This window comes from Mediterraneibacter flintii (genome assembly GCF_055387595.1).
In genome coordinates, this window is record NZ_AP031405.1 from 3,609,522 (window position 1) to 3,636,038 (window position 26,517).

Sequence of the window (26,517 nt, forward strand, 5' to 3'; positions counted from 1 at the left end):
CCGATTTAATTATAGTTATAATAAAATGAAAAGTCAATAGGCGGCAGAGATTTCTCCCTGCCGCTTTTGTCTTATGCGAAGATGATTTCCATCTCTACAATCTCTCTTGCACACGCCCGAATGTTATTCATTATCTGCACCCATTCTAAAGCGTTTTCTGCCTTTAACTGCTCTGTGATACCCTGCACCGTTTTCATCTGCTCTGTAAGCGTTTCAAAGCATTCCTGTGCCTGCCTGTCAATGTCGGCAAGGTAAGTGTTCAGTTTGCCGCTTGTAAGCAGATTGGTGTAGGTAAGCCTGTGATATTCCTTTAAGTACCGCAAATGCCGCTGTCCAAATAAGCCTAAAGACTGTTCTTTTTCGGCGGGTAAGGTAAGGCAGGAGATAAAATAATCCCCTTGCCGTACATAAGTGCCACCCATTTCTTCAAAAATTGTCCTTGCCATTTGTTTTCCTACCTTTCATTTTCTTTATTTCTAAAGCGTGTGCCACGCTGTTTAGAGTGCCTTGCCTGTTCTAATAGACTGTCAATCTGCCGATTTCCAAAAACTTTCCGTAACAGCTTATAGTCCTTAATTTCCTCCCGCAAGCGATTATTATCGACTGTCAACTGCTTATTTTGTTCTTTAAGCCGTTCATTACTTCTATACAGACTTGCGTTTGCCTGATTAAGCCTTTGGTAATCATCAACCGCCTGAAAGCACCTTACCATAAGTGTTTTGACAAGAGATTTCAGCTTCTTAAATAACGGCTCGACTATTTTACTCTTGTAATTTTTTGCCGTCATAAAGCCTTGTGGCTCTGGCAGTTGGTACTCAGGAGCGTTATCCAATGCTTCTTGCATTTGCGAGAGTGAAGCTGCCCCTTTATCAAAGTTTTTGATACGCTTTGATATTACATCAAACTCCGTCTGTTTTTTCTCAATTTTACTTTCTAATTGCTGAATTTCAGCTGCTCGTTTCTGCTTTTTATAATCCAAAACAGATAAGTGTTTTTCGTGTGTGCCTTTCTGCTCCCACTCAATACCGTTCCATAACACAAGCAAGCTGCTCTTTTTCGGCTTGTACCCATTGTGACCACTCCGTATCGCCACGGCTGCCGCCCTTAAATCCCTGTGCAGCGAGAGCCTGTTTCAGCGACACCCTTGTATCAAGACCTCGCTTACTTCCCGTTGTAAACGGTACAAAATCAATGTGCAGATGGGGCGTTGCTTCGTCCAAATGCAGATGAGCAGAAAACACTCTAAGGTGCGGATTTCTCTCTTGAAAGCCACGATAATACTCGTCTAAAATCCGCCTTGCAAGTTGTCCGTTTTCGCTTTCCGCACTCATATTTTCCTTATCGCCTATCTGCAAAATCAATTCGTGGAATGGCTTTTCCTGCTTTGAGTTCCGTATCTTCTCATAATAATCATCAATGCGGCGGTCTGCTCTTGTTTGCTTGTCGTTGTACCTTTCAAGTGCTTCATCAAATAGTTCGTGATAGACTTTTTTAATGCTCTCGTTGCAGTAATCCATATTGAGATGGGAACGGTCAGCATTCACATTTTCCGCTTTGAATTTACGGCTGTTGTGATTGACCGAGCCTTTCCCGACCATTGCACTAATCGTCCGTTGGATAAAATCACTTCCTTTCCATTCCGCCGCTTGCGGCGAGCCTTTGTTACTTTCTGCGAAAGTAACGCAAAAGCACTTTTGACAGGCAAGCCTATCAAAAATGCAACCTGCGAGCAGGTTTTGCGTTCTCCGAAGGGTGAGCGTGTGCCGGTGGCACACAAGCTGCGAACCGACCGAGCCGGCAGGCGAGACCAAGCTCCGCCTTTGAAAAGGCACTCTCTGCACACTCCGCTAAACTTTCATATCGCTCACCACCCACCGAAAAAGAACATTGCAAGATTGCACTTGTTCCGCACCTTTGCAATGTTGCAACCTTAAAAGCTGTCTGCTTCTTTTTCTTCGGGAAGTTCCCAATACCATCCACTGCCTTCCTTTGTTGACTTAACACCGAGAGATTTTTTCGCTTCATCAAGCACCCTTTTCGAGATACCAAGATTCTGTGCTTTTTTCAATACACTCTGCTGAAGACATTTTCCGTTTGACAGACAATTCATTATTAAATTCTCTGCCTGTTCGGATTTCTTTTCACGGCTAACGCCGTTTAATAAATCGTCGATAGAAATATCATAATGACCTTTCCACACAAATCCTGTTTCTTTATTCAGTTCAAAAGCGATAGGCTTTCCTTCAGGTGCAAGAGAAGATTTTTCGTGTGCAACTACTCGCACTTCCTTGTTTTCCTTGAGCCTGCCGACAATGAGTACGCTTCGTGCCGTTGCTTGAAAGTCGATTGAGCCAAGACCTCTGTAATTTGTTTTACCGCCCTGTACTTTATTTAAGTGACCGACAAGGATAACGGCACATCCGTGCTTTTCTGCTACTCGACCTAACTGAGAAAGAACATTGCGAACTTCGTTTGCTCTGTTCATATCAATTTGAGCACCGATATACGCTTGCACGGGGTCTAAAATGATTACCTTTGCACCCGTTTCAATAATTGCCTGCTCAACTCTTTCATCAAGCATTGAGAGTGCAGCTTCCGACTCGTCAATCACTTTAATTTGTGTGCAGTCGGCATTGCCTGCAAGCAGACGAGGCTTAATTGTATCGCTAAGTCCGTCCTCTGCGGTTTGGTAAATAATTTTTATCGGCTCACGTTCCATATCATCACAAGGCAGTTTATCACCTCTTGATAGGATAGAAGCTAACTGTAAAATCATCATTGTCTTTCCATCGCCGGGGTCGCCGTGAACAATGGTTATCTTTCCGTAAGGAATATACGGATACCATAGCCATTCGACTTCTGTTACAGGTATTTCGTCCATATTTAGAATTTTAAGCTTAGACATTGCCGTCACCGCCTTTTTCACTGAAAGTATTGAAGTTCACGGTTTTATCGGTTATACTATTGTCAGTACATTTAGAAAGTGACTGCTTCGTATCTGTTGCCGCAGATACATTCGGAGTGGTCATTTCTTTTTTATTCTCCATTCGTATCCTCTCCTTTCAGACCGCCGAGAATAACGGCAATCAGTTCAATTACATTAAGCAGTTCCTCATCCACACTATTTCCTGCTTCAATCCTCTGTAACTCTGCAAGAACAGCCGCAAGTTCTGTTTTAAGAGCCTTAAATACTCTCGGATTACCCTGCACTATCACATCTTGATTTAAACAACGGCGGTAACAGTATTCCTGCTTCGGTAATCCCGATAAGGCTACCGCTTTGTTAATAAGTTCATTTTCTTCAGGCGATACCCGAAACCCTACTGTGATATTTCTCCATCTATTTTTGTTATCTCTGTTTTTCGCTGACATTTTAAAAATCTCCTTTCCCCAAGTCATCTAATTTATTTGCCATTTCCGTCTGCTTTGACGGAAATAAGTGAGCGTACTGATAAGTGATTTCAATACTTTCGTGTCCGACACGGTCTGCTATCGCCACCGCAGAAAATCCCATATCAATCAGCAAACTAATGTGACTATGCCTTAAATCGTGAATGCGAATACGCTTCACTCCTGCGGCTTTTGCCCCTCTGTCCATCTCGTGATGAAGATAGCTTTTCGTTACTGTAAAGATACGGTCTTTCTTTTTCAAGCCGTAGAGCATACCGAGATATTCCTGCATTTCCTCACAGAGAAATTTCGGCATTTTAATTGTTCGATTGCTTTTCTTCGTTTTCGGAGTGGTAATCACATCTTCGCCGTGCAAACGCTGATAGGATTTGTTAATCGTAACCGTTTCCTTATCAAAGTTGAAATCGGCGGCAGTCAAAGCCAATAACTCACCCTCACGAATACCGCACCAATAGAGCATTTCAAAAGCATAAAAGGAAACAGGCTTATCCATCATCTCAAAGGCAAACTTTTTGTATTCTTCTTTTGTCCAGAATTTCATTTCCTTGTGTTCCTCACTCCCCACATTTCCCACCTTTGCCGCAGGATTGGAACGCAGCTCATAATAGCGTACAGCGTGATTAAAAATAGCTGATAATTGATTATGCAGCGTTTTCAGATAGGTCTGTGAGTACGGTTTTTTCTTCTCATCACGATAGGCAAGCATTTCATTCTGCCAAGTGATAATCTCCTTTGTGGAAATCTCGCTGATTTTCAACTTGCCGAAAAAGGGCAGTATCTTCGTGCGAATGATATGCTCCTTTGTCAGCCAAGTGTTTTCTTTCAGACGATTTTTCACATCCTTGATATACAGTTCTGTAAAGGCTTCAAAACTCATATCAAGGTCGGAAGAAGTCTGCAACTGAAACATTCGCTCCCATTCCTGTGCTTCTTTCTTTGTGGTAAATCCACGCTTGCATTTCTGCTTGCGTTCGCCTTTCCAATTCACATAGCGAGCCATCACATACCAAGTGCCGTTGTCCTCATTTTTGAATACTGGCATTATTTCATCTCCTTTCCTTTTCCCGTCCTGCCTTGCAGGACATAGTGGTATCCCTTTGTGGATTTCCTGCTCCGTAGAGCCTTTCATAAAAATACTGGCGGTTTACACGCCCTGCAATCGTAACAAAACCCTTTGCTTTCAATTCCTCATTTAATTGTCGGATAAGTTTGTAAGCATACGGCTTTGATACATCAAGCTCCCGTGCCACATCATCTGCACGAATAAATCTGTTTTCCATACAATCCTCCTTTCTTTTCACTAAGCATAATAGTTTAATTTCGTATTTTGATTATACTAAGCATTTTTGTTTATGTCAAGTGGCTGCAAAGAAAATATTAAACTTTTTTGTTTCATTTTCTATTGACTTTTCCTAAACATATCTGCTATACTATTTGCAGATACATAAACAAGGAGTGAAACATTATGGCTATCGGCGAAAGAATACATTTTTTCAGACTTATGCGTGGAATGACACAGAAGTATCTCGGTACGGCTGTCGGCTTCCCCGAAAGAAGTGCTGATGTTCGTTTAGCACAGTATGAAACGGGAACACGGAAACCAAAGGCGGAGCTTACTTCCGCATTAGCACAGGCTCTCGATGTTGCACCGCAAGCTCTTGATGTTCCTGACATTGACAGCTACATCGGACTTATGCACACCTTATTTACCCTTGAGGATATTTACGGTCTGACTGTCAGCGAAACAGATGGCGAAGTCTGTCTGAAAGTCAACAAGGATAAAGGCAAGGACGCTGCCGAGTTACTGAAAATGCTCTATGCTTGGAAAGAGCAGGCGGACAAACTATCTGCTGACGAAATCGACAGAGAACAGTATGACCAATGGCGTTACCACTACCCAAAGTACGACACCACACAGTTTTGGACGAAAGTCCCGTCACAGGAATTGAGCGACGCTTTGTTGGAACAATTCAAAGACCAACTCAAAACAGATTGATAAGAACGACAAAACGCCCTTAGCAGTGTTACCCACAGCTAAGGGCGTTTTAATATGGATTGTTATATCTAAAAGCCGTTTTTTATCATTCTCTTACCCAAAAACCACTGGATAGAGAGAATAATCGCTCTGATATAACTGTTATCAAATTATTATCAAAAGACTTCTTGAAGTGCCGCAAACCCGCATAACTCCTGGGGTTTTACGACCTATCAATTTATTCAAACTCTATCGTCCCCGGTGGTTTACTGGTCAGATCATACATAACTCGGTTAACTCCCCGTACTTCATTTATTATCCTGCTCATTACTTTATTAAGCACTTCAAACGGTATCTCTGCGGCTTCGGCAGTCATAAAATCTACCGTATTCACAGCTCTTAATGCCACCGCATAGTCGTAGGTTCTCTCATCTCCCATGACACCGACACTTCTCATATTCGTAAGTCCGGCAAAGTACTGTCCTATACTTCTGTCCAGTCCTGCATTTGCAATCTCCTCACGATAAATTGCATCCGCATCCTGCACCATTCTCACTTTCTCAGCAGTTACTTCTCCAATAATACGGATGCCAAGTCCTGGGCCTGGGAATGGCTGGCGAAATACCAGATGTTCTGGAATTCCCATCTCCAGCCCTGCTTTCCTCACCTCATCTTTAAATAAATCACGTAAAGGCTCAATAATCTCTTTAAAATCCACATAGTCCGGCAGCCCCCCGACATTGTGATGGGACTTAATTACTGCTGACTCGCCGCCCAAGCCACTCTCCACCACGTCAGGATAAATGGTACCCTGGACAAGGAAATCTACGGCTCCAATCTTTTTCGCCTCTTCTTCAAATACTCGGATAAATTCTTCTCCTATAATTTTCCGTTTTCTCTCCGGTTCTTCTACGCCTTTTAACTTATCATAGAAACGCTCCTGCGCATTTATGCGGATAAAATTTAAATCATACGGTCCCTCCGGCCCAAATACTGCTTCTACTTCATCGCCTTCGTTCTTTCTCAACAGACCATGATCTACAAATACGCAAGTAAGCTGATTTCCAATCGCTTTTGACAGCATAACTGCTGCTACAGATGAGTCTACACCACCGGACAAAGCACACAGTACCTTGCCGCTGCCGACTTTCTGCCGGATTTCTTTAATCGAATTTTCAACGAAAGCATCCATCTTCCAATCTCCGGAACATTTGCAGACTCTTTTTACGAAATTGTTAATCATCTTTGTGCCTTCTACCGTATGAAGCACTTCTGGATGAAACTGAATCGCATATAGCTTCTCCGCTTCATTTTCTGCCGCCGCTACCGGACAGTCTGCTGTATGTGCTGTAATCTCAAACCCTGGGGCAGTCTGTGCAATATAATCGAAATGGCTCATCCAGCAAATCGTCCGTCCTGATACATCCAGAAATACTTTAGATGAAGTCTTATCAACCATTACCTCTGTTTTTCCATATTCTCGGACATTTGCTTTCTTTACTTCCCCGCCTAACACATGCATCATAAGCTGGGCGCCGTAGCACAGTCCAAGCACAGGTATTCCCAGTTTAAACAACTCCTCTGAATATGTCGGCGAATCTGCCTCATAACAGCTATTCGGCCCTCCTGTCAGGATAATTCCCTTCGGATTCATTTCTTTGATTTTCTGAATGTCTGTCTTGTAAGAGTATATTTCACAATACACATTACATTCCCTGACACGTCTTGCAACCAACTGATTATACTGCCCGCCGAAATCAAGGACAATCACTAATTCATTCTTCAAGGTCTTCCTCCTGTTATTCTTCTATTCTCTTTCGTTTTCCGCCGGCACTTTTTTGTGTATAAACACATTCTCTTCTTTTGCCGACAGTGGTAACTTCTTTCTTATTATAAGTGAGACATTCCGCTTTTACAAGCATTTAAAATGTCAAATACTCCGAATCAGTTTCCATTTTCCACTCTTATACCGTAAGCTCATACAAATTGACCTGAAACACCAGTCAATCACCATAGCCACCCATACACCGAATACACCCATTTTCAAATATCCACCCAGCACATAGCTAAATACAATTCTAAAAATCCACATAGATACCAGTGCTATAACCATCGTAACCGCTGCATCTCCCGCTGCCCGCAGCGTAGAGGGCAGGGAAAAAGATATCGGCCATATAATCATACAGCTAATACTGTGGAAATATAAAATTTTTCGGGTCATTTCTGCTGTAACATCTGATAGATTATATGCCCATAAAATTACCGGAAGCAGTAAGAAAATCAAAAGATTAACTACCCATATACATACATATGCCAATTTAATCAGCTTCTTTGTAAAATACTGTGCCTGCACATAATCTCCTGCGCCTACACAACGCGCAATTACAGCGGTAATAGCAAGATTGATTGCCATACCTGGCAGAATCTGAAAATTAGCGACTGCATTGCTGACCGCATTTGCTGCGATTGCATAGGTACCAAACGTAGAAACCAGACTTAATACGATAATTTTGCCCAACTGGAACATACTGTTTTCCAGGCCGTTGGGAATCCCGATTCCCAAGACTCTTTTTATCATTCTCCAGTCCGGTCTGTAATGAAGTGATTTTTGTATATGAATGATTCTTTTTTGTTGTGCCAGCAATATAATAATCAGAACTGCTGCTGTAATTCTGGAAATCAATGTGGGAATCGCGACGCCCTCTGTTCCTCTGTGGAATCCAAAAATTAAGAGAGCATTTCCACTGACATTAATTGCGTTCATAATAATGGATACCTGCATGGAAACTTTGGAATTTCCCATAACTCTGAATATCGCTGCTCCACCGTTATACAACGCTATAAAGGGAATGGACGCCGTCACAATAAGAAGATAAGTATTGGCATGCGCCATTACATCTGCATCGATCTGTCCGAATACTACATGTAGAATGAACCACTTCGCCAGATAAATACCTGCCATAATTACAAGTGACAAGATTGTTATAAACCATATCATCTGTGTTGCCGCTTTACAGGACTCTTTCTCATTTTTCTGTCCCAAATACTGTCCTGCAATGACTGCTCCTCCTGTAGCAAGCGCCGCAAATGCATTGATAAACAAAATCATAATATTGTCTACCAGAGACACTCCTGATACGGCCGCTTCTCCTACACTCGCAACCATAATCGAATCCGCCATTCCAACAAAAACTGCCAGAAGTTGTTCTATAATCAGCGGAATAATCAAAGTCGCCAGTGCCTTGTTGTCAAATAAAAGTCGCTCCTTCTCTATTTTATATTTCCCCATTTTCCCATCTCTTTTCTTTTTACTTCATTTACCTGTTTTCTCTTCCCTTACACATTTTTCCACATAGGTAAAACCATTTCCCGACAGAATGAAAAACTTCCCAATGCGTATTATACGCCGGGAAGTTTTCTAAGACAAGCTATACCTTATCGGGCGAAGCCCGCTATCCTGAAAGGAATGGATTACAGTGTCCCCTTTAGGATTACTATGCAGCATATTTGGAAATTTCCTGCTTTAATTCTTCACAGTCGTCTCCGTATACCTGCAGCTCGATTATATTGTTGATTCCAAGATGCATGATGCCTAACAGGGATTTCGCATCTACTACAATTCTGCCTTTTTTCAAGTCCATATCGAAATCATATTTGGAAACTGTGTTTACAAAATCAAGAATTTCCTCCGGATTTTTAAATGTAATTTTCATTTCACTCATGATTGATCTCTCCTCTTTTTAACTTCTCCTTATAGTATATATTCAAGCCCTTCTCTGGAAGTTATTCGTATCATATCATAAATTCTGGAAATAAAAAGGGAGAAATTTCTAAAAAAGGGGGAATAATTTAATGAACTGACTTCCGAAATTCGTTGGGAAGTACGCCTACTTCTTCTTTAAAAACCTTGCTCATATACTTTGGATCTGAATATCCGGCAAGCTCTGCAATCTGGTTCAGCTTCAAATGTGTATTCAATAATAATTCCTTCACCTTTTCAATCCGGTATTTCCTCATGGTCTCACTAAAGCTTACACCCGTTTCTTTTTTAAACTGTCTGCTTAAATATTCTTCAGATACAAATAGGCGGTCTGCCACTTCCTCCAGTGTAATACCCTGATCGTAATACCGCTTCATTATCTTTTTCGCCTTTTTTACAAGTGTACTGATCTGCCCTTCCTCTGAATCTTTCGGTGTCTCAAACAGAATCAGGCCAAAAAATTTCTCCATAGCGCTGCGTATCTGTCCCCAGCTAATTGCTGCCGCTATGCTCTGCATAATCTCCTGTATCTGCATTTCTGATTCTAGTTCTCCTATGGCTTTATATGTATTCACAATGAACAGATTATACCGAATAAGTACTTCTTTCATCTCTTTTGGTTCATATGTTTCCTTTCGGAAATAGTCATATAATTTATAATAACAGCTTTTCACCTTTTCCGGCTCTCCGTTCAAAACGGCCTGCTTTCCTTGCTCCTCCAGGTCAACCGGATATTTCATCGGTACCGGATGCATGTTCTTGATATCCTCCCTTCGTATCAGTGCACCGCGGTCAAAGAGAAGATTCCATTCCTTTTCCTCCTGCATTTTCTTCAATTCCTCTGCTATGTCCGTCATATGTTCCATTTCTCTCCATATACAGATAACAGGGCCCTTCAAAGAGGTACACAGCATTGGAACAACAGATTTCTGAAAATATTCATATTTTGACTCCACTCCAGTCATCCTGTACAGAATCATAATCAATGATTCCCATGCATCTGCCTCGATAATATGTGCAGAAAAATCAAGTGCATGTTCTCCCACCCATTCTAACTGTATCCTTGCCTCCTCTTTGCGATTCCTATACTGTTCCCCCAGCCAGACGATAAACAATACCGCCTTGTCTTTCACAGTAAACCCATATTTTTCCTTTGTCATCTCATGGAAGCCATCATCTGGATGCAGTTGGCCGTTCATACACCCCATAAATATATTATCCAAAGAAAAGGCGGATTCCTTGCTCTGCTCCCGCGACAGTTTCTCTTCAATCTGATAAAGTGCCTTTTTTAATTCTGCAATTTTAATAGGTTTTAGAAGATAATTTTCAATTCCAAGCTCAATCGCCTGCTTCGCATAATTAAAATCTGAATAAGCTGTCAGTACCAGAAATCTACATTCTATATTTTTTTCTCTTATTTTTTTCAACATCTCAAGACCATTCATTTTCGGCATTTGTATATCCAAAATAACCAAATCCGGCGTCTTTTCCAGAATCAGCTCATACCCCTCCTGCCCGTCCCTGGCCGTTCCTATTAATTCATACTCCGGATTTATCCGCGCCAAAATCTTTGCCATGCCTTCACGAATCAATGCTTCATCTTCTACGACTGCGATTCGCATCTCTTTTCCTCCTTTCCGGGTATAAACAAATGTACTTTTGTATAGCTGTATTCCTCGCTTTCAAAATAGAGCACCGCTTTTTCTCCATAGTATAATTTCAGCCTTTTTCTTACATTTCCGATTCCCATATGTCCGTCCAGCTCTATATTTTCATTATTTAGATTTTCCAATATATCAGGAGGGATTCGTTTGCCATTATTACCTATCATAATGTGAAGCTGTTCTTCTGATTCTCTGATTTGAATCAGCAGAATATCCTTTTCCTCCCCACCTGTAAATCCATGTCGGATTGCATTTTCCACTAATGGCTGCAAAATTAGTTTATGAATCTTGTATCCCATATATTTTTCAGGTACTTGGATTTTGACATCTATCTTCTTTCCCTTTTTAGCATCTTGCAGTAATATGTATTCGTTCAGCCATCCTAATTCCTGCCGGATTGTTGTTGTCTCTCCCATATTATAAACCGTATACCTTAATATATCTGCAAGCGCTCCTACCATTTCACTAATCTCGTATTGCTCATTCTCTATCGCTTTCCAGTTGATTGTATCCAGTGTATTATAAAGAAAATGAGGATCTATCTGCGCTTCCAAAGCATATAGCTCCGCGTTCTTCTGCTCTACCACCGCCTGCTTTACCTGTTCCATTAAGCTTTCTACATGAGAAAGCATTTCATTGAATCCATTTTCTATTTTACGGATTTCTTTCGGCATTTTCTTATCGTTTTGGATTTTTACCGAGAAATCCCCTTTTTCTACGCGATTCATCACCAAAAGCCACTCATCAACCGCTTTCAAGTACGGGCGCGTCATGCGGTAAATCAAAAAAATCATAACCGCAATCCCTACTACAGCAACAAATATCAAAAGCAAGACCTGTTTTTCCCTCATATGATGATAAACAGAAAGAGGCTGCACATTACAAATTGTAAAACCACTCATTTCATTCTTCGTTTTTGTATAACGAAATGTCTTTGACTTAATATCCTCCAGTCTTTTTCCTATCATAGAAGTATCTGAAGCGCTTACAATTTTTTCTCCGTCCAAAAGATAACTCTCTGTATCGATTCCTGCCGTCAGTGCATTGCGCACTACTTCTTCATAGATACAAAAAATGGCTGTTCCCAATACTTTTCCATCACTGGACATGATATTTTCAGCAGTCCAGAATAAATATACCTCTTCCTTTTCCGCCGCAACAGAAAGACCTGTCCCATAAAAAGTCTCTCCCCTTTTCAAGTCAGGTATCTCTATTTTCTTCATCCATGTATTGTTGTTGGAAGAATCATTTAACCGATCATAAAAAACATGTTCTCCTTGCTCTGTTTGAATAACAATTCCTGCCAATCCCGTATTACTGGTACAGATATGACGGAGCTTTTCCTGCATAAGTTCTCTTTCTGCATCCATCTCTCCAACTACTTCATTCATCTGCTCTATTGTGCGAACCGTCTCACTCCCTGTGCAAAAATCATGGAGAAGGGTTTCATACTTGTCCAACGTCATATTCAGACACTGATCTGAACTCCGCAGATTATTCTGTATCTGCCTCTCCATATTTTCTTTCATTCCCCTCCAGAAATTTATCTGGGAAAAGAGTGCAAAAATCAATACTGGAATTAAAGCTGCCAGAATAAATCCACGTATCAGTCGTTGCCTTAAAGTCTTTTCTTTCTTCATAAACTGTCCCTTATCACTTTTTCCTCGTACTTTTATATGATACCCTAAAGGGCACACCGCAGCTCACTCCCTTCGGGATGGCAGGCTTCGCCCGATAAGGTATAGCAAAACCAGCCCCGTCATCGCTTTTGCCATGTCCGGAGCCAGCTTATGTCTTTTCTGCTATGCATTATCCCTGCCAAATTCATTATATCATAATTTCATGTTGGTGAAGATACTTTTCTCTTGTTGCAAGCCCTCCGCGGATATGACGTTCTGATTTGTTCATGTCCAGAACTTTTCGCGCCTCGCGCGCCAGTGACGGATTAATCAAAAGAAGCCTCTCCGTGACATCCTTGTGAACCGTAGATTTAGAGATTCCAAATTTCTTAGCAGTCTGCCTCACAGTCGCCTTTTCTTCAATAATATAATTCGCTATTTCTATTGCCCGTTCTTCTATGTATTCTTTCAAGGATAATCTCCCATACTCGTTTTTTACAATCTATGCTGGGAAATTTTTGATTATGCTTTCCTCCTATTTTTATACAGCTTTATTTTTACCTTTCATACGTCCGGCGCCTCTTTTTCTTATACATACGGCATAGTCCACTTTCGGATTTGTTCTTTATGCTTCTCACAGCAATTTTTTAATATCATCCAGTACTTCCTGGTATTTCTTAGAAATCACCTTTGGATTTCTTCTCAAATGTCCCACAATCTTCTTGTACTCTTTTGTCCTTCTTTCACTCATTTTGAGAAGCTCTCTGCGGATTCCTTCTTTTACTTCTTTTAGTTCTATAACATTTTCATTTCCGCTTTTCAAAGCTTCTGCTTTATTCCACAACTCTTCTAAAAGTTTCTTTCTCGCCGTTCTCATAGCCGAAAGGTTGTCCGCAAACCGTTCTCTTCTGTTTGATTTCTTTTGCTCCCTGCTTAATAGATATTGTTGATATTCATCTGACGCAACTGCTGAAATCACCTCGAGCCGTTTCTGCATTCTGCGTATATAATCCTTGCTCTCCTGTAATTTCTCCAGCATTTCTCTCATATCCATAGCTTCTCTGAAAGAAAGCGTAAAGTCAACACTCATGTATATCGTAAACCCAAATGCCACACTCTCACCAATTGTCCCGGGAAGCGCCTGCACAGCCCATTCGACTGGAATATGGATTCCTCTCACCATTATCACAGAAAACAGCCCCCAACCAAGAGATGCCAAAAGACAAATATGGCCGTTCAAATTAAACGGCTGCCTGCTGTAATCCCAATACTTTACTTTAAAAAGCTTTTCCATCCCCCAACCAGTAAAATACTCCAAAATAGTCGCGCCTGTCATCCCGAACAGAAAAATGAGAAACACATTCTCTCTGACTGTTATTGTACTAATCAGCACAGCAAGAGCACCACATCCGTAAATAGGAAGAAAAGGCCCGTTTAAGAAACCTCTGTTTACCCATCTGCGCTTTTGCACAGAAACATAACAGGACTCCCAAATCCAACCTATAAAGCTGTATATATAAAAAAACAAAAGCCATTGCCACAAAGTATACATTTCTAAGTTCTCCTCTATTTTCTTGCACCCTTACTCTTCATTTTCTTTTTCATATTTCCGGAAATAGGCAACGCTGATAATATCACAGACTCCATCAATCACCAAAAAAATTCCAAATACCATAATCAGCGCCGTAGCGACCTGAAATGGAAAAGCTGTCAAAAATACACCGAACAGAAGCGGCAGAACAGCTGCTACTACAACTGGAATATGGTAAGCATCTCCCACTTTCACCATTTCAATCGCAACAGGTGCTTTTACAATTCCATCTAAAATCAAAGCTGCACCTGTAACAAACGGCAGAAAAGATAGAATTACCGCAGGGCTGAATATTCCTATCAATCCAATCACAGTAAACACAACACCCACAGCAAAGTCTCCTATCGCCAGATACCCTTCCAATCTTTCCTTTCTCCATCCGTAAAACCGTACTGCTGCATAAACTAGGGAAACTACTGCCAGCCCCCTGGTAAATAAAATTCCACTCATCTCTGGATATATTGCCAGTATTATTCCAAGTATAATAAAAGCAATAGACGTCCACAACGCAGATCTCCTTATTTTAAGATACTGTCTCATTTAACCTACCTCCGTTCTTCTAATTATAACAGATATTTCCGAGATTCCCTATAAAATTATTAATTACTGAAAATACTATCCCCTAAAGGGTACACTGCAATACATTCCCTCCAGGATAATGAGCTTCATTCGACGAGGTACATAAAAACCTAAAATATACAAAGAGGAAGAGTGTTCTTTCTAAAATACCACTCTTCCTCTTTTATTATTTCTGTTTCAAAACGAAACTTTATCACATTTTAATACTAAAAAATATGATAGTTGACCACCAATGCTGCAAATACAATGGAAACCATTGACAACAGCTTAATCAGGATATTGATAGATGGCCCTGACGTATCCTTGAACGGATCTCCAACCGTATCTCCCACAACAGCCGCTTTATGACACTCACTCCCTTTGCCGCCGTGTGCGCCGCCTTCAATGTATTTTTTTGCATTGTCCCAGGCACCGCCGGCATTTGACATAAACACTGCCATCAAAAATCCAGTAGACGTAGAACCTGCCAACATTCCGATCACACCATTATATCCAAGAATCAAACCTGTTATTACAGGAGTGACAATCGCCAAAATTGTCGGAAGAACCATTTCTTTTAAACTGGATTTTGTACAGATGTCAACGCAAGTCTCATAATCTGCATCTGCCTTTCCTTCCATCAGCCCTGTAATTTCATGGAATTGACGTCTTACCTCTACAACAATACTCTGTGCCGCACGTCCCACAGAAGACATCGTAAGAGCCGCAAATACAAATGGAAGGCATGCACCGATAAAGATACCAACCAAAACAGCAGGATTCATTACACTCATATCCAGCTCTACACCTGCACCGCCTACTTCCTGCACTTTTTCGACATATGATGCAATCAGTGCCAGTGCTGTCAATGCTGCCGATCCGATTGCAAATCCCTTTCCTGTTGCTGCTGTTGTATTTCCAAGAGAATCCAATGCATCTGTACGTTTTCTTACTTCCGGATCCAACCCTGCCATCTCCGCGATACCGCCTGCATTGTCTGCAATCGGTCCATAAGCGTCTGTGGCAAGTGTAATTCCTAATGTAGACAGCATGCCAACTGCTGCAAGTGCGATTCCGTAAAGCCCTCTTGTAGACTCTATGAATCCTCCTGAAAGCGTATATGCCGCCATAACACAGATTGCAATAATCAAGATTGGAATCGCTGTGGACAACATTCCCAGACTTAAACCACCTATGATAATTGTCGCGGAGCCTGTCTCTGATTTAGACGCCAGATTCTTTGTTGGTTTATATGTGTCTGATGTAAAATACTCTGTAAAAAATCCAATCAGAACTCCTGCCAGAAGTCCTCCAAGAATTGCAAAGTAAAATCCAATAAAATCTTTGCCTAAAATAAACCATACAAGCGGGAACGCCACAACTGCTATAATAACAGCACTCGTATTTGTTCCTCTTCTAAGCGCCTTCAAAAGTGTACTCTGATCTGTGCTCTCTCCTGTTTTAACCAGCATAGAACCTAAAATAGACGCAAGCACTCCGACTGCTGCCAGAATCATTGGAATAACTACTGCATTAACGCGGTCTACAGATTCTATTTTATTAAACGCAATTACTCCCAGCGCGCATGCAGACAGAATAGAACCCACATAAGACTCATACAAATCCGCGCCCATTCCTGCAACGTCTCCTACATTGTCGCCTACATTATCGGCAATAACCGCCGGATTTCTCGGATCGTCTTCTGGGATTCCCGCTTCTACTTTCCCTACCAGGTCAGCTCCCACATCTGCCGCCTTCGTGTAAATACCCCCTCCTACACGAGCGAACAGTGCCATTGAGGAAGCGCCCATTCCAAATGTCAGCATCGTACTTGTAATATCTTCGATCGGAAGATCAAATACAAGGCGGAGCAGAAGATACCAGATGGATATATCCAGAAGTCCCAGGCCTACCACTGTAAATCCCATAACCGAACCTGCTGAAAAAGCCACTCTTAATCCTTTGTTCAAACCTTTCTGACACGCCGCAGCTGTTCTTGCGTTTGCTCTTGTTGCAATCTGCATTCCAACGAAGCCAGATAGTCCGGAAAAGAATCCCCCTGTAATAAACGCAAACGGAACAAACCATGTCAAAAGCCCAAGAGCTGCCATCACTGTAAGAATTACGAACATTCCTGCAAAGAACGCTATCAAAATACGATACTGTCGTTTCAGATATGCCATCGCCCCTTTATGAATAGATGCTGAAATTTTCTTCATTACATCATTTCCTTCAGGAAAACGCAGAACCTTTTGTGCTCTGGTTCCTGCGAACAGGAGCGCAATGATGGAACCGCATAGTGTCAGTAGTGCTAATTGATTGTCCATTTAATTTCTCCTCCATTCCTCTCTTTATTAAAAACCTTTGTCGTCTATTGTATCACTTTAACACAATAATGTGTAGATTTTTAAAATATTTTTTTATTCTTAGCACAATTTTAATTTCAGTAACAGCCATCTGTTAGTAGGAGACAGATTTACGCTTGCATAAGAATCCGGCGACTGATATGCAGATATGCTAAACGCCCGTCAATAACAAAGTGGGCAAGCCCACTTCAACTCCCCTGCCCCTCAATCGAGGGCACTGAAAAAGTAGATGGCACCGTTTATGTTTGATATAATGTAAATATCAAATATAGGCGGTGTTTATTATGGTTGAACAACAACAGAGATTTGTATTAAGTCCTTACATGCAAATATATGAATTAGTAGTTCCTAAAGATAATCTACTTCGACAGATAAAAGAATTAGTTGATTTTGGTTTTATATATGATGAATTAATTGATAAGTATTGTCTTGATAATGGTCGGAATGCGGTTTCACCTATCCGGATGTTTAAGTACCTTCTTTTAAAATCTATTTATGATTTATCTGATGTTGATGTTGTAGAACGTTCTAAATATGATATGTCTTTTAAATACTTTCTTGATATGGCACCAGAAGATGAGGTCATAAACCCTAGTTCATTGACTAAGTTCCGCAGGCTGCGCTTAAAAGATATGGACCTCCTGGATATGCTGATTGCTAAAACAGTTCAGATTGCACTGGATAAAGGAATCATAAAATCAAAATCCATTATTGTGGATGCCACTCATACAAAATCAAGGTATAACCAAAAAACACCGAGACAGGCACTTCAGGATCAATCTAAGAAACTGCGGCGTACCATCTATGAAATAGATGAGACAATGAAAGATAAATTCCCCAGTAAAAACACCGAAGATTCTTTAGAAAAAGAATTAGAATACTGTAAACAGCTTATCTCAGTTATCAAGAGAAATGAAGAATTATGCAGTTATCCGAAAGTGCAGGAAAAATTAAATCTGTTGGGAGAATCCGTCAGTGATGATATGGAACATCTGGAAACATCAAAGGATGGAGATGCAAAAATCGGTCATAAAACAGTCGATACATCTTTCTTTGGATATAAGACCCATATCGCCATGACAGAAGAACGGATCATTACAGCAGCAACTGTTACCAGCGGAGAAAAAACAGACGGAAAAGAATTACCGGAGTTGGTTCGGAAAAGCCGGGAAGCGGGGATGAAAATTAAAACCGTAATTGGAGACAAAGCGTATTCAAGCAAGGAAAATATAGATGCAGCTAAAGAGGGCGATTATGAACTTATATCCCGGTTAAACAGTATTGTTACCCAAGGGAACCGTACAAAGCCAGATGAATTTGAGTTTAATAAAGATGCAGGTATGTACCAATGTAAAGCAGGGCATCTGGCAATACGAAAGGCAAAAGACAGCAGGAAGGCAGAAGGTAAAAATCCAAAAGTCGTATACTTTTTCGATGTTGAGAAATGTAAAAGATGTTCGTATAGGGATGGCTGTTATAAAGAGGGTGCAACGTCGAAACAATATACGGAAACCCTTATCTGCGACAGCCATAGTGAACAGGCACAATTTCAGGAAACGGAATATTTTAAAAGCAAGGCAAAAGAACGATATAAAATAGAAGCCAAGAATAGTGAATTAAAGCGTAGACATGGTTATGACGTTGCGTCATCGTCAGGTCTTATTGGCATGGAAATGCAGGGAGCAATGACTATATTTGCAGTAAACCTGAAAAGGATTATAAAGTTAATGGGCGAAAAATAATCAGATTCAGCATATCATTCAATCAATATAGACTTCAGAAGATCCACAAGAACTCAATTTGAGACTGGTGGATTTCTTATGTCCTTAAGAATAAAATTTGAAAAACTTATGTTTTTCAGTGCCCTCCCTCACTCTTGAGGGACTTGTCCACTTTGTGCGCCGCCGCAATACCGCAAAGCGGTAAAATTTCCTTATTGCGGCGTGCGCATCCCGCCCGGAGGGCTTTTTGTATAATAGGAAATTTATCGAAATTTCCTATTATATGAATAAAACAGTGGCGGTAACCACAATAAGCACGAAGTGCGGTTTTATGAATGGCGTGGGCTGAACTGCTACTAATTCCATCCAGATTCCAAAATCTGAACCTTTTAAAAATATTCCAAAAATGATATGATAATTTATACCCTTTAGGGTATAGCAATTTAAATGAAAGTATTTCAACACAGAAAAAACAATAAAATACGAAAGTGGTGTTTTACTATGAGCCTAGATTTAACCTTACAGCAGCGTCAGCAGCTATCCCAGTCACAAATACAGTCTCTGGAAATTCTCGCAATGGATAGCATTGAACTGAATCAACTCCTAAAAAATGAATATCTTGAGAATCCAATGATGGAACATAATGGAGACACTTCAGAAAACAGCTATTCTGAACCTTTGACCTCTTATTATGAACCATCTGGAGGCGCTTACACCTCTACAGATGATGAGGATCGACGTAGCCGAGATTTTTCAGCCCCAAAAGAAAATACTCTTGAGGAGTATCTGCTGTCTCAGCTTGACATGAAACTATATTCTCACCAGGAATGGAATCTTTTTATTTATCTGATTGGCTGTTTGGATGACAGTGGTTTTTTTACTATGCCGGTTAAAGAGGTTGCCGAAAAAAATAGCGTCTCTGTTGATTTTGTAAAACAGTGTCTTTATACACTGCAGCAACTGGAGCCTTATGGTATTTTTTCACCCGGGCTCCAGGAAAGCCTGCTTCATCAGTTGGATGCACTAGATATAAACAGTGAAGTCTTAACGCAGATGATACTCTATCACTTAAATGATATGGCAGAAGGGAAAATCAGTAATATTTCCCGTTCCTTGCATATTCCCACAACAGAGGTGCGGAAAAACATAGAAATTATTACACGTCTTAATCCCCGCCCCCTTTCTGGGTTTAGTTCTGGTACAAACAGCTATATTATACCCGACATCATCTTTGAAAAAGAAGCTGACAATTGGACGATACGTCTTAATGATTCCTGGGTCGGGAATTACTCATTAAACGATTATTATCTCAAAATGATGAACTCCTCTTCTGATACAGAACTCATTTCCTATTTCAAAGAAAAGCTGCGCCGCGTTCAATTTATTTTGAACAGTATCGAGCAACGACGACAGACTATCCTTTCCATTGCAGAAATCATTCTGGATATACAACGCGATTTCTTTGAGAACAACGCGCCTCTCATCCCTATGACCATGTCTGACGTCGCCAAACGCGCGGGTATACATACCTCCACTGTAAGCCGCGCGGTAAAGGGCAAATATCTGCAGTATACAGGTGGAAGTCTCTTTTTAAAGAACCTGTTCGCTTCATCTGTCTCCTCTCACGATAACGCAGACATTACACCTATGGTGGTAAAACAGTTTATTAAAGAATTTATCGAATCAGAAAATAAAAAGAGGCCCTACAGTGATCAGGCTCTTGTAAAATTACTCGCAGAGCAAAATGTCCATGTCTCAAGAAGAGCTATCGCTAAATACCGAGAAGAACTAGGAATAAAAGGAAGCTTCGACAGAAGAGTAATATAAATTTAACGAAGCACCAAGCAGTGCGAAAAGAACAGGCAAACTCTGTGTCATGCTTGCATGTAAACAGAAGTTTGTCTGCTTCTTTTCATTCGGCGACTGCCGATAGCGAAATGAAGCGTATGCCAAATTGATCTGGCACTGCGGAAGCTGACGAAATGATTCGCGCAAGAGGGAGTGTATTGCAACGTTCGTCAGGGCTTCGCCGAAATTCCTCACTTTTGCAACACACTCCCTCTTGCGCTTACACTTTCGCTAGCTTAAGTTTATAATTTCAGACAGAAAAGAACCGACTTCACGCTGCTACAGACTCCCAATCAGAAGTTTTTCCTTCGTCTATAGGAAGGTGGCGCCCTAACTGAAATTCATAAAAAAAGAACGGCTTCACATTGTTATAGCCCTCCAATTAAAAGTATCTATACTACTTCTGATTGGAAATGCATAGCAGCGTGAAGCCGATTTTTTCCGTTACGAATTATAAACTTAAGCTGGCGAAAGTGTGAGTGTGAAAGAGATGCTTTGCGTGAGTGAGGAATTTCGGCGAAGCCCTGACGAACGATGCAAAGCATCTCTTTCACACGTCCCTTTTGTCACTTAAATTTATATTCAAAATTCAAATACCGCTACTCCATATGCCGGCAATGGATATGCGAAGGAGTATTTTCTGCCGTCACATTCTTTTTTTACAGCTTTATAGATTTCCGGCCTTACTTCTCCCTTGCCGCCATATTTTATATCATCACTGTTTAGTATTAATTTATATTGTTTTCTGCGCGGAACACCCACACAATAGTCCGGTCTTTCTACCGGCGTGAAGTTACAGACAAACAGAAGGTTTTTCTTTCCGTCCTTAGAATGTCTCACAAAACTAAAAATACTGCGGAAACCATCATTTGCGTTGATCCATTCAAACCCTTCAGAAGCTGTATCCTGCTCATACATTGCCCTGTTTTTCTTATAAAGGTGCAGCAAATCACGATACCATGCCTGCAACTGCTGATGCGACGGCTCTGAAAGAAGGAACCAATCCAGTTCTCTTTCCTCGCTCCATTCACGCAACTGGGCAAATTCTTGTCCCATAAATAAAAGTTTCTTTCCCGGATGCCCCATCATAAAGGCATATCCCGCTTTCAGATTCGCAAATTTATCAAAGCCTTCTCCTGGCATTTTATTGATCATAGAGCATTTTAAATGCACCACTTCATCATGCGAAAGCACTAGAATATAATTCTCACTATATGCGTAAGACATAGCAAATGTCATCATATGATGTGCATTCTTACGAAACAACGGATCCAACTTCATATATTCTGTAAAGTCATGCATCCAGCCCATATTCCATTTCAGGCTAAATCCCAGTCCATCATCCTCCGGAGCCCCCGTCACTTTCGGCCATGCCGTAGACTCCTCTGCGATCATAACACAACCTTGGTTTCTCCCGAGTACTACCGAGTTTAAATGCTTAAAGAACGCAATTGCTTCTAAATTTTCGTTGCCGCCATATTTGTTTGCTATCCATTGTCCGTCCTGCTTGCCATAATCCAGATACAGCATGGAAGCCACCGCATCTACCCGCAGACCGTCCACATGGTAATGTTCAATCCAGAACAATGCATTTGCAATTAAGAAATTCTGCACTTCCGGTTTCCCATAATCGAAAATCTTCGTTCCCCAGTCCGGATGTTCTCCTTTTTTAGGATCCGCATATTCAAACGTCGGTGTGCCGTCAAAATCAGCCAACCCATGTGCATCTCTTGGAAAATGTGCCGGAACCCAATCCAAAATCACGCCAATTTTATTTCGGTGCAGGTAATTAATCATATATGCAAAATCTTCCGGTGTTCCATACCGTGATGTAGGCGCGTAATATCCTGTTACCTGGTATCCCCACGAGCCGTCAAATGGATGCTCTGCTATTCCCATTAGCTCTACATGTGTATACCCCATTTCCTTTACATATTTCGTAATTGCCTTAGCAAACTCCCGATATGTGTAAAATCCCTCATCCTCTCTTCCCGGATGTCTCATCCAGGAACCCGGATGCACCTCATAAATAGACATAGGACTTTTCTTATTGTCCCACGTTTTACGTCTTTCCATCCATACCTGATCTGTCCATTTTAAATTGTAAATATCTGTAATCCTCGAAGCTGTTCCGGGACGGAGTTCTGCATAATTCGCAAAAGGATCTGCTTTGAAAATCCGTTTCCCTTGTTTTGTTTCGATACAATATTTGTACAAATCCCCCTCTTTCGCCTCAGGAACAAAACAGGTATATATTCCTATTGGCTCCTGCCGTTCCATATAATCTGCTTCAAAATCCCAGTCATTAAACTCACCCACGACTGCAACCCTTCTCGCATGAGGAGCCCACACAGCAAAATACACGCCGCTTTTCCCATCTCTGACCGCCTTATGGGCGCCCATCTTTTGGTAGATTTCATAATGTGTTCCCTGACCAAAAAGATACTGGTCAAGCTCTCCGATTTCATAAGGAAGAACTTTCTTTTGTTTGGTTTTCTTCTTTCCCATAAGCCCACCTCACAGCTCATTTTTATATAGTCTCATTATACTTTATATACAGAAAAATTAAAAGGAAAAGCAGCGCTTTTCTTTGATACTAAAGATTGTTTATGATAAAATATGAGTAATACTTATATACTGTTTTTATTAAAATACTGCTTCTCAAAAAAGGACATAATCATGTTATATAAAATAAGACACTATTTTAAAAATGTTATCAGCCGCCTGTCCATACGCCAGAAAATGCTGATTGCGCTGATCACATGCATTATCATTCCCATGATTTTGCTCGGTTTATACACCGCCCTTCGCATTATTGATTTAAGTGCACAAAACCAATATGAGGCACAAATCAGCCAGCTTACTAAATCTGCCAAAGAATTAGAAAATTTATATACCATGGTAGAGCAGGAGGCGCAGTCTCTTGCCTACGACAGCTCTGTACAGGCAATCGCAGAAGGTAGCGCCTCTGTCATAGACTATCGTACCGCCTCCGAACATATGACATCGGCCAGTGAAAAAATTGACTATTGTAATTGCATCGCTGTTATCCGTGATGGAGAAATATTGTTTCAACGCGGTGAGCAATATCTCTCTGAGGCTTCGCCATCTGACGAACAGCAGACGCAGCCTCTCTCCAAATGGGAAAGTGCATCAAATATCTTTTTTGAGAAAGGTATTCATTCATTTCTATTAGATGAAATTACATATGAAACTACGATTCTGCAGGATATGACCTACAACAAACAAGGTACAGTCCGCATATATCTGGACGTTTCACAAATCCTGGAAGCCATAGCCCCAACCGGAGCCGAAGGAGAAACTGCCATTCAAAATGTTCTTGTCTGTACACCAGATGGCAAGATACTTTTTGAAAAAGAAACAGAATCAAGAGATGGAGAACAATTTATCCATCTTCTGGAAAGCCAGGACAGACTCTATAGTTCAGGCTATTTTTCTGTCTCAGCGGCAAGCAAGCAAATGGTTTTGTACGCAAGATGTGAAACCGGAGGATGGTATCTCGTCCAGACAATGGACAAACTGGATATCTATGATACACAGCTTCTTTATATCTTGGGCGTCTTGTTCTTTTGTATTGTATTTGGCGTCGTCTATGGAATGATACAGAATAAGACAATTTTAAATCCCTTACAGCGGCTCTCACACCGGATCAATATTGTAAAAACCGGCGTGCTCGAAAAAGAATCTTACGAAACAGCCTATGATGAAATCGGAAATGTCGAACGCGGATTTGAAGATATGGTCTCCCATATCAACGATTTGATCAACCAGGTATATTTACAGACAATAAAAACCAAAGATGCAGAACGTGAAATGCTGCTCGCTAAAATGAATCCTCATTTTCTATACAATGCTCTTGATTCTATCCATTGGCTTGCTTATCAGAATAAGGACTATGAAGTCAGCGAACAGCTAGAAGCTCTTGCCGATATATACCGTCATATTCTCCAATTTGACAAAAATATTATCTCTGTCAAACAGGAGGTAGAATTTATTGAAAATTATCTCTTTCTTCTGGAATGTCAGATGGGAGACCGGATTGATTTTATCTTAGATGTCCCTGAGTCACTCTATGCCTGTAAAATTCCAAAGCTTCTGCTTCAGCCTCTGATTGAAAATTCTGTAAATCATGGACTAAAAGATGTCCGCCAGGGAGGAAAGGTAAAGATCCGGATGCGCCGGAAAGCAAAAGATTTAGAAATCGTAGTATTGGATAATGGTATCGGCTGTGATTCCAAAAAACTTATGGAACTGATCCAAAATAGCACAGGACATACCGCATTTGCGCTTCGAAATATTAGTGAACGTATCCGCCTTACTTACGGTGATGGTTACGGGCTTACAATATACAGCAGAAAAAACTGGGGATGCATGGTGAAAATCAAGATAAAAATTGAGGAGGAAAGCAATGAAGCTAATGATTGTGGATGACAACCTACAAGTCCGTGAAGGCATCGCCTACGGAATTAACTGGCAGGAATATGGAATAGACGCCGTCTGCTCATGTGCAGACGGATTGGAAGCCTTGCAGAAAATAAATGTTTTCTCTCCGGATATTGTCATAGCGGATATATGCATGCCCAATATGGACGGAATCGAACTTCTGGAAAAAGTGCGGGCTCTGGATAAATCTTGCCGTTATATACTTTTAAGCGCCTATTCCGAATTTGAATATGCGCAGCGAGCTATTCGCCTGGGAGCTGACGACTATATTTTAAAACCTGTCAAGCCTCGTAAGCTGATTGAACTCGTTATGAAAAATGTCCGTGTTCTGCTGGATGTAAGACAGGAAAACCATGATTACTACAATGTATACGAAAAAATTTTTATAAACACCCTCCTTGCCGGTAAAAAGCTCGACAGTACAAATCGTTTTAAAAAACTTTTAGAATACAAATACAACCTTATATTAGAAACCAATCTTCTCTTTGCTGCTGTTTTAAAAGTAGAACGAGCAGATTCTTCTGATATAAAGGTACCTGTACCAGAGCTTCCCAACTCCGCTTTAGATGAACTTTTGGATCAGACAAAATGCCTGCTCCCCCTTCCTTTGGATGGACACTCTTTTTTGCTGCTTGGAAAAGGGGATTATTCAAAGCTTATTGCTCATACCATCTTTACGGAATTAAGAAATAAAATAAAACAACTAAACACAAGCTTCACAGATAAAAATATTGCGATCACCGCAGGCATTTCAGATACTGTCAGTATTTCAGAAATCCACTGCGCCTATTCGCAGGCAGTTTCAGCCCTTGATATGGCATATTATGAAGTTCCCGGCTCTGTCCTGTTTTATCAGGATTATCAGATTACCGCTATGCCGGAATTTCAGGAAACAGTTCAAAAAGACTATATAGAGCAGATCACCTCCTGTATACTCTCCGTAAACCAGGAAGAATTATCCCATGTCTTTGACGCCTTTGAAAAAGAATGTCGTCAGAAACAATATAAACCGTCCGATATTGCCGCCTTTTTTAAACGTTTGTATTTTTATGTCATCCGGCATACGAAATTAGAAGCCAGTCTCGAGTTCGAGCAAAGCCTCGTGGCTTCTCATACACATTTTGATACTCTCCTTCATACATTCGTTAAGTTTGTCCTGCGGTCTTTGAAAAATAATACCTTGCTGCCGTCAGATTCCTATTCGAATATCATACAAAACATCTGCGTCTATTTAAGCGATCATTTTAAGGAGCCTCTGACGGTAGAGTCCGTTGCAGAAAAGTTTAACCGGACGCCCAATTATATTTCGGCAAAATTTAAAAAAGAAGTCGGAAAAAGCTTCACCGACTACTTAGTTGAATTGCGAATACAAAAAGCTACTACTCTGCTTACATACACGAATAAATCTATCAGCGAGATTGCCGGAGAAGTAGGCTTTAACAGCTATACCTATTTTTCAAAAACATTCCGGAAATACACCGGCAAAAATGCCGGTTCTTTCCGGAAGCCCTCTGCTCCCCCCCCCCACACACATACATAA

Annotated in this window: 21 protein-coding genes and 1 pseudogene; 5 read left to right on the top strand and 17 right to left on the bottom strand. The window is 40.9% G+C overall.

Going from position 1 to position 26,517, the window contains the following annotated elements; all coding sequences use genetic code 11:
* Positions 1 to 71: 71 nt before the first annotated feature.
* From ACZ5C4_RS17180 to ACZ5C4_RS17210, 7 genes and pseudogenes are all read right to left on the bottom strand, one after another.
* A complete protein-coding gene (locus ACZ5C4_RS17180; RefSeq protein WP_464522047.1) occupies positions 72 to 446 on the bottom strand; it encodes a TnpV protein in 375 nt (124 codons plus the stop codon).
* Positions 447 to 454: 8 nt separating this feature from the next.
* Positions 455 to 1,598: pseudogene (locus tag ACZ5C4_RS17185) on the bottom strand (plasmid recombination protein).
* A gap of 332 nt (positions 1,599 to 1,930) precedes the next feature.
* Positions 1,931 to 2,905, bottom strand: a complete 975-nt coding sequence (locus tag ACZ5C4_RS17190; RefSeq protein ID WP_464522048.1) for an AAA family ATPase — start codon at positions 2,903 to 2,905, stop codon at positions 1,931 to 1,933.
* Positions 2,898 to 3,047, bottom strand: coding sequence for a hypothetical protein (locus tag ACZ5C4_RS17195; protein WP_464522049.1), 150 nt, complete (start codon positions 3,045 to 3,047; stop codon positions 2,898 to 2,900). The genes ACZ5C4_RS17190 and ACZ5C4_RS17195 overlap by 8 nt, the downstream gene beginning before the upstream one ends.
* Positions 3,037 to 3,372 (bottom strand): plasmid mobilization protein, encoded by a 336-nt coding sequence (locus ACZ5C4_RS17200; RefSeq protein WP_464522050.1) that lies wholly within the window; start codon positions 3,370 to 3,372, stop codon positions 3,037 to 3,039. Before ACZ5C4_RS17200 ends, ACZ5C4_RS17195 begins: the two co-directional genes overlap by 11 nt.
* A 1-nt stretch (position 3,373) precedes the next feature.
* On the bottom strand, positions 3,374 to 4,453 hold the full coding sequence (locus tag ACZ5C4_RS17205) for a site-specific integrase (RefSeq protein ID WP_464522051.1): 1,080 nt from the start codon (positions 4,451 to 4,453) through the stop codon (positions 3,374 to 3,376).
* A gap of 4 nt (positions 4,454 to 4,457) precedes the next feature.
* Positions 4,458 to 4,691 carry a LysR family transcriptional regulator gene (locus ACZ5C4_RS17210; protein WP_464522052.1) on the bottom strand — a complete coding sequence of 78 codons (234 nt, stop codon included), beginning with the start codon at positions 4,689 to 4,691 and terminating at the stop codon, positions 4,458 to 4,460.
* A gap of 185 nt (positions 4,692 to 4,876) precedes the next feature.
* Here ACZ5C4_RS17210 and ACZ5C4_RS17215 point away from each other — a divergent pair, with 185 nt between their 5' ends.
* The gene (locus ACZ5C4_RS17215) at positions 4,877 to 5,407 is read left to right on the top strand and encodes a helix-turn-helix domain-containing protein (RefSeq protein ID WP_464522053.1); all 531 of its coding nucleotides are present in this window, start codon (positions 4,877 to 4,879) and stop codon (positions 5,405 to 5,407) included.
* A gap of 217 nt (positions 5,408 to 5,624) precedes the next feature.
* On the opposite strand, the gene guaA is transcribed toward ACZ5C4_RS17215, so the two are convergent.
* The 9 genes from guaA to ACZ5C4_RS17260 all read right to left on the bottom strand — a co-directional run bounded on the left by guaA (position 5,625) and on the right by ACZ5C4_RS17260 (position 16,905).
* Complete coding sequence (guaA, locus tag ACZ5C4_RS17220) at positions 5,625 to 7,172, bottom strand: glutamine-hydrolyzing GMP synthase (RefSeq protein WP_464522054.1); 1,548 nt, start codon at positions 7,170 to 7,172, stop codon at positions 5,625 to 5,627.
* Positions 7,173 to 7,316: 144 nt separating this feature from the next.
* Entirely contained in the window at positions 7,317 to 8,675 is a 1,359-nt protein-coding gene (locus ACZ5C4_RS17225) for an MATE family efflux transporter (protein WP_464522055.1), read from the bottom strand.
* A 205-nt stretch (positions 8,676 to 8,880) separates the two neighbouring features.
* Positions 8,881 to 9,108 carry an HPr family phosphocarrier protein gene (locus tag ACZ5C4_RS17230; protein ID WP_186876656.1) on the bottom strand — a complete coding sequence of 76 codons (228 nt, stop codon included), beginning with the start codon at positions 9,106 to 9,108 and terminating at the stop codon, positions 8,881 to 8,883.
* A gap of 127 nt (positions 9,109 to 9,235) precedes the next feature.
* Positions 9,236 to 10,768: a response regulator gene (locus ACZ5C4_RS17235; RefSeq protein ID WP_464522056.1), complete on the bottom strand. Its 1,533-nt coding sequence runs from the start codon at positions 10,766 to 10,768 to the stop codon at positions 9,236 to 9,238.
* Positions 10,750 to 12,450 (bottom strand): sensor histidine kinase, encoded by a 1,701-nt coding sequence (locus tag ACZ5C4_RS17240; RefSeq protein WP_464522057.1) that lies wholly within the window; start codon positions 12,448 to 12,450, stop codon positions 10,750 to 10,752. Before ACZ5C4_RS17240 ends, ACZ5C4_RS17235 begins: the two co-directional genes overlap by 19 nt.
* Positions 12,451 to 12,637: 187 nt before the next feature.
* On the bottom strand, positions 12,638 to 12,901 hold the full coding sequence (gene spoIIID / locus ACZ5C4_RS17245; RefSeq protein WP_464522058.1) for a sporulation transcriptional regulator SpoIIID: 264 nt from the start codon (positions 12,899 to 12,901) through the stop codon (positions 12,638 to 12,640).
* 162 nt (positions 12,902 to 13,063) lie between these two features.
* On the bottom strand, positions 13,064 to 13,981 hold the full coding sequence (locus ACZ5C4_RS17250; RefSeq protein ID WP_464522059.1) for a putative ABC transporter permease: 918 nt from the start codon (positions 13,979 to 13,981) through the stop codon (positions 13,064 to 13,066).
* A gap of 30 nt (positions 13,982 to 14,011) precedes the next feature.
* On the bottom strand, positions 14,012 to 14,560 hold the full coding sequence (locus ACZ5C4_RS17255) for an HdeD family acid-resistance protein (protein ID WP_464522060.1): 549 nt from the start codon (positions 14,558 to 14,560) through the stop codon (positions 14,012 to 14,014).
* 245 nt (positions 14,561 to 14,805) lie between these two features.
* Entirely contained in the window at positions 14,806 to 16,905 is a 2,100-nt protein-coding gene (locus tag ACZ5C4_RS17260) for a sodium-translocating pyrophosphatase (protein WP_464522061.1), read from the bottom strand.
* A gap of 323 nt (positions 16,906 to 17,228) precedes the next feature.
* Here ACZ5C4_RS17260 and ACZ5C4_RS17265 point away from each other — a divergent pair, with 323 nt between their 5' ends.
* Positions 17,229 to 18,686, top strand: coding sequence for an IS1182 family transposase (locus ACZ5C4_RS17265; protein ID WP_464522062.1), 1,458 nt, complete (start codon positions 17,229 to 17,231; stop codon positions 18,684 to 18,686).
* 480 nt (positions 18,687 to 19,166) lie between these two features.
* On the top strand, positions 19,167 to 20,492 hold the full coding sequence (gene rpoN, locus ACZ5C4_RS17270) for an RNA polymerase factor sigma-54 (RefSeq protein ID WP_464522063.1): 1,326 nt from the start codon (positions 19,167 to 19,169) through the stop codon (positions 20,490 to 20,492).
* A 603-nt stretch (positions 20,493 to 21,095) separates the two neighbouring features.
* On the opposite strand, the gene glgB is transcribed toward rpoN, so the two are convergent.
* Positions 21,096 to 23,021, bottom strand: coding sequence for a 1,4-alpha-glucan branching protein GlgB (gene glgB / locus ACZ5C4_RS17275; protein WP_464522064.1), 1,926 nt, complete (start codon positions 23,019 to 23,021; stop codon positions 21,096 to 21,098).
* Positions 23,022 to 23,192: 171 nt separating this feature from the next.
* On the opposite strand from glgB, the gene ACZ5C4_RS17280 reads away from it, so the two are divergent.
* Positions 23,193 to 24,965: a sensor histidine kinase gene (locus ACZ5C4_RS17280; RefSeq protein ID WP_464522065.1), complete on the top strand. Its 1,773-nt coding sequence runs from the start codon at positions 23,193 to 23,195 to the stop codon at positions 24,963 to 24,965.
* Complete coding sequence (locus tag ACZ5C4_RS17285) at positions 24,943 to 26,517, top strand: response regulator transcription factor (protein WP_464522066.1); 1,575 nt, start codon at positions 24,943 to 24,945, stop codon at positions 26,515 to 26,517. Before ACZ5C4_RS17280 ends, ACZ5C4_RS17285 begins: the two co-directional genes overlap by 23 nt.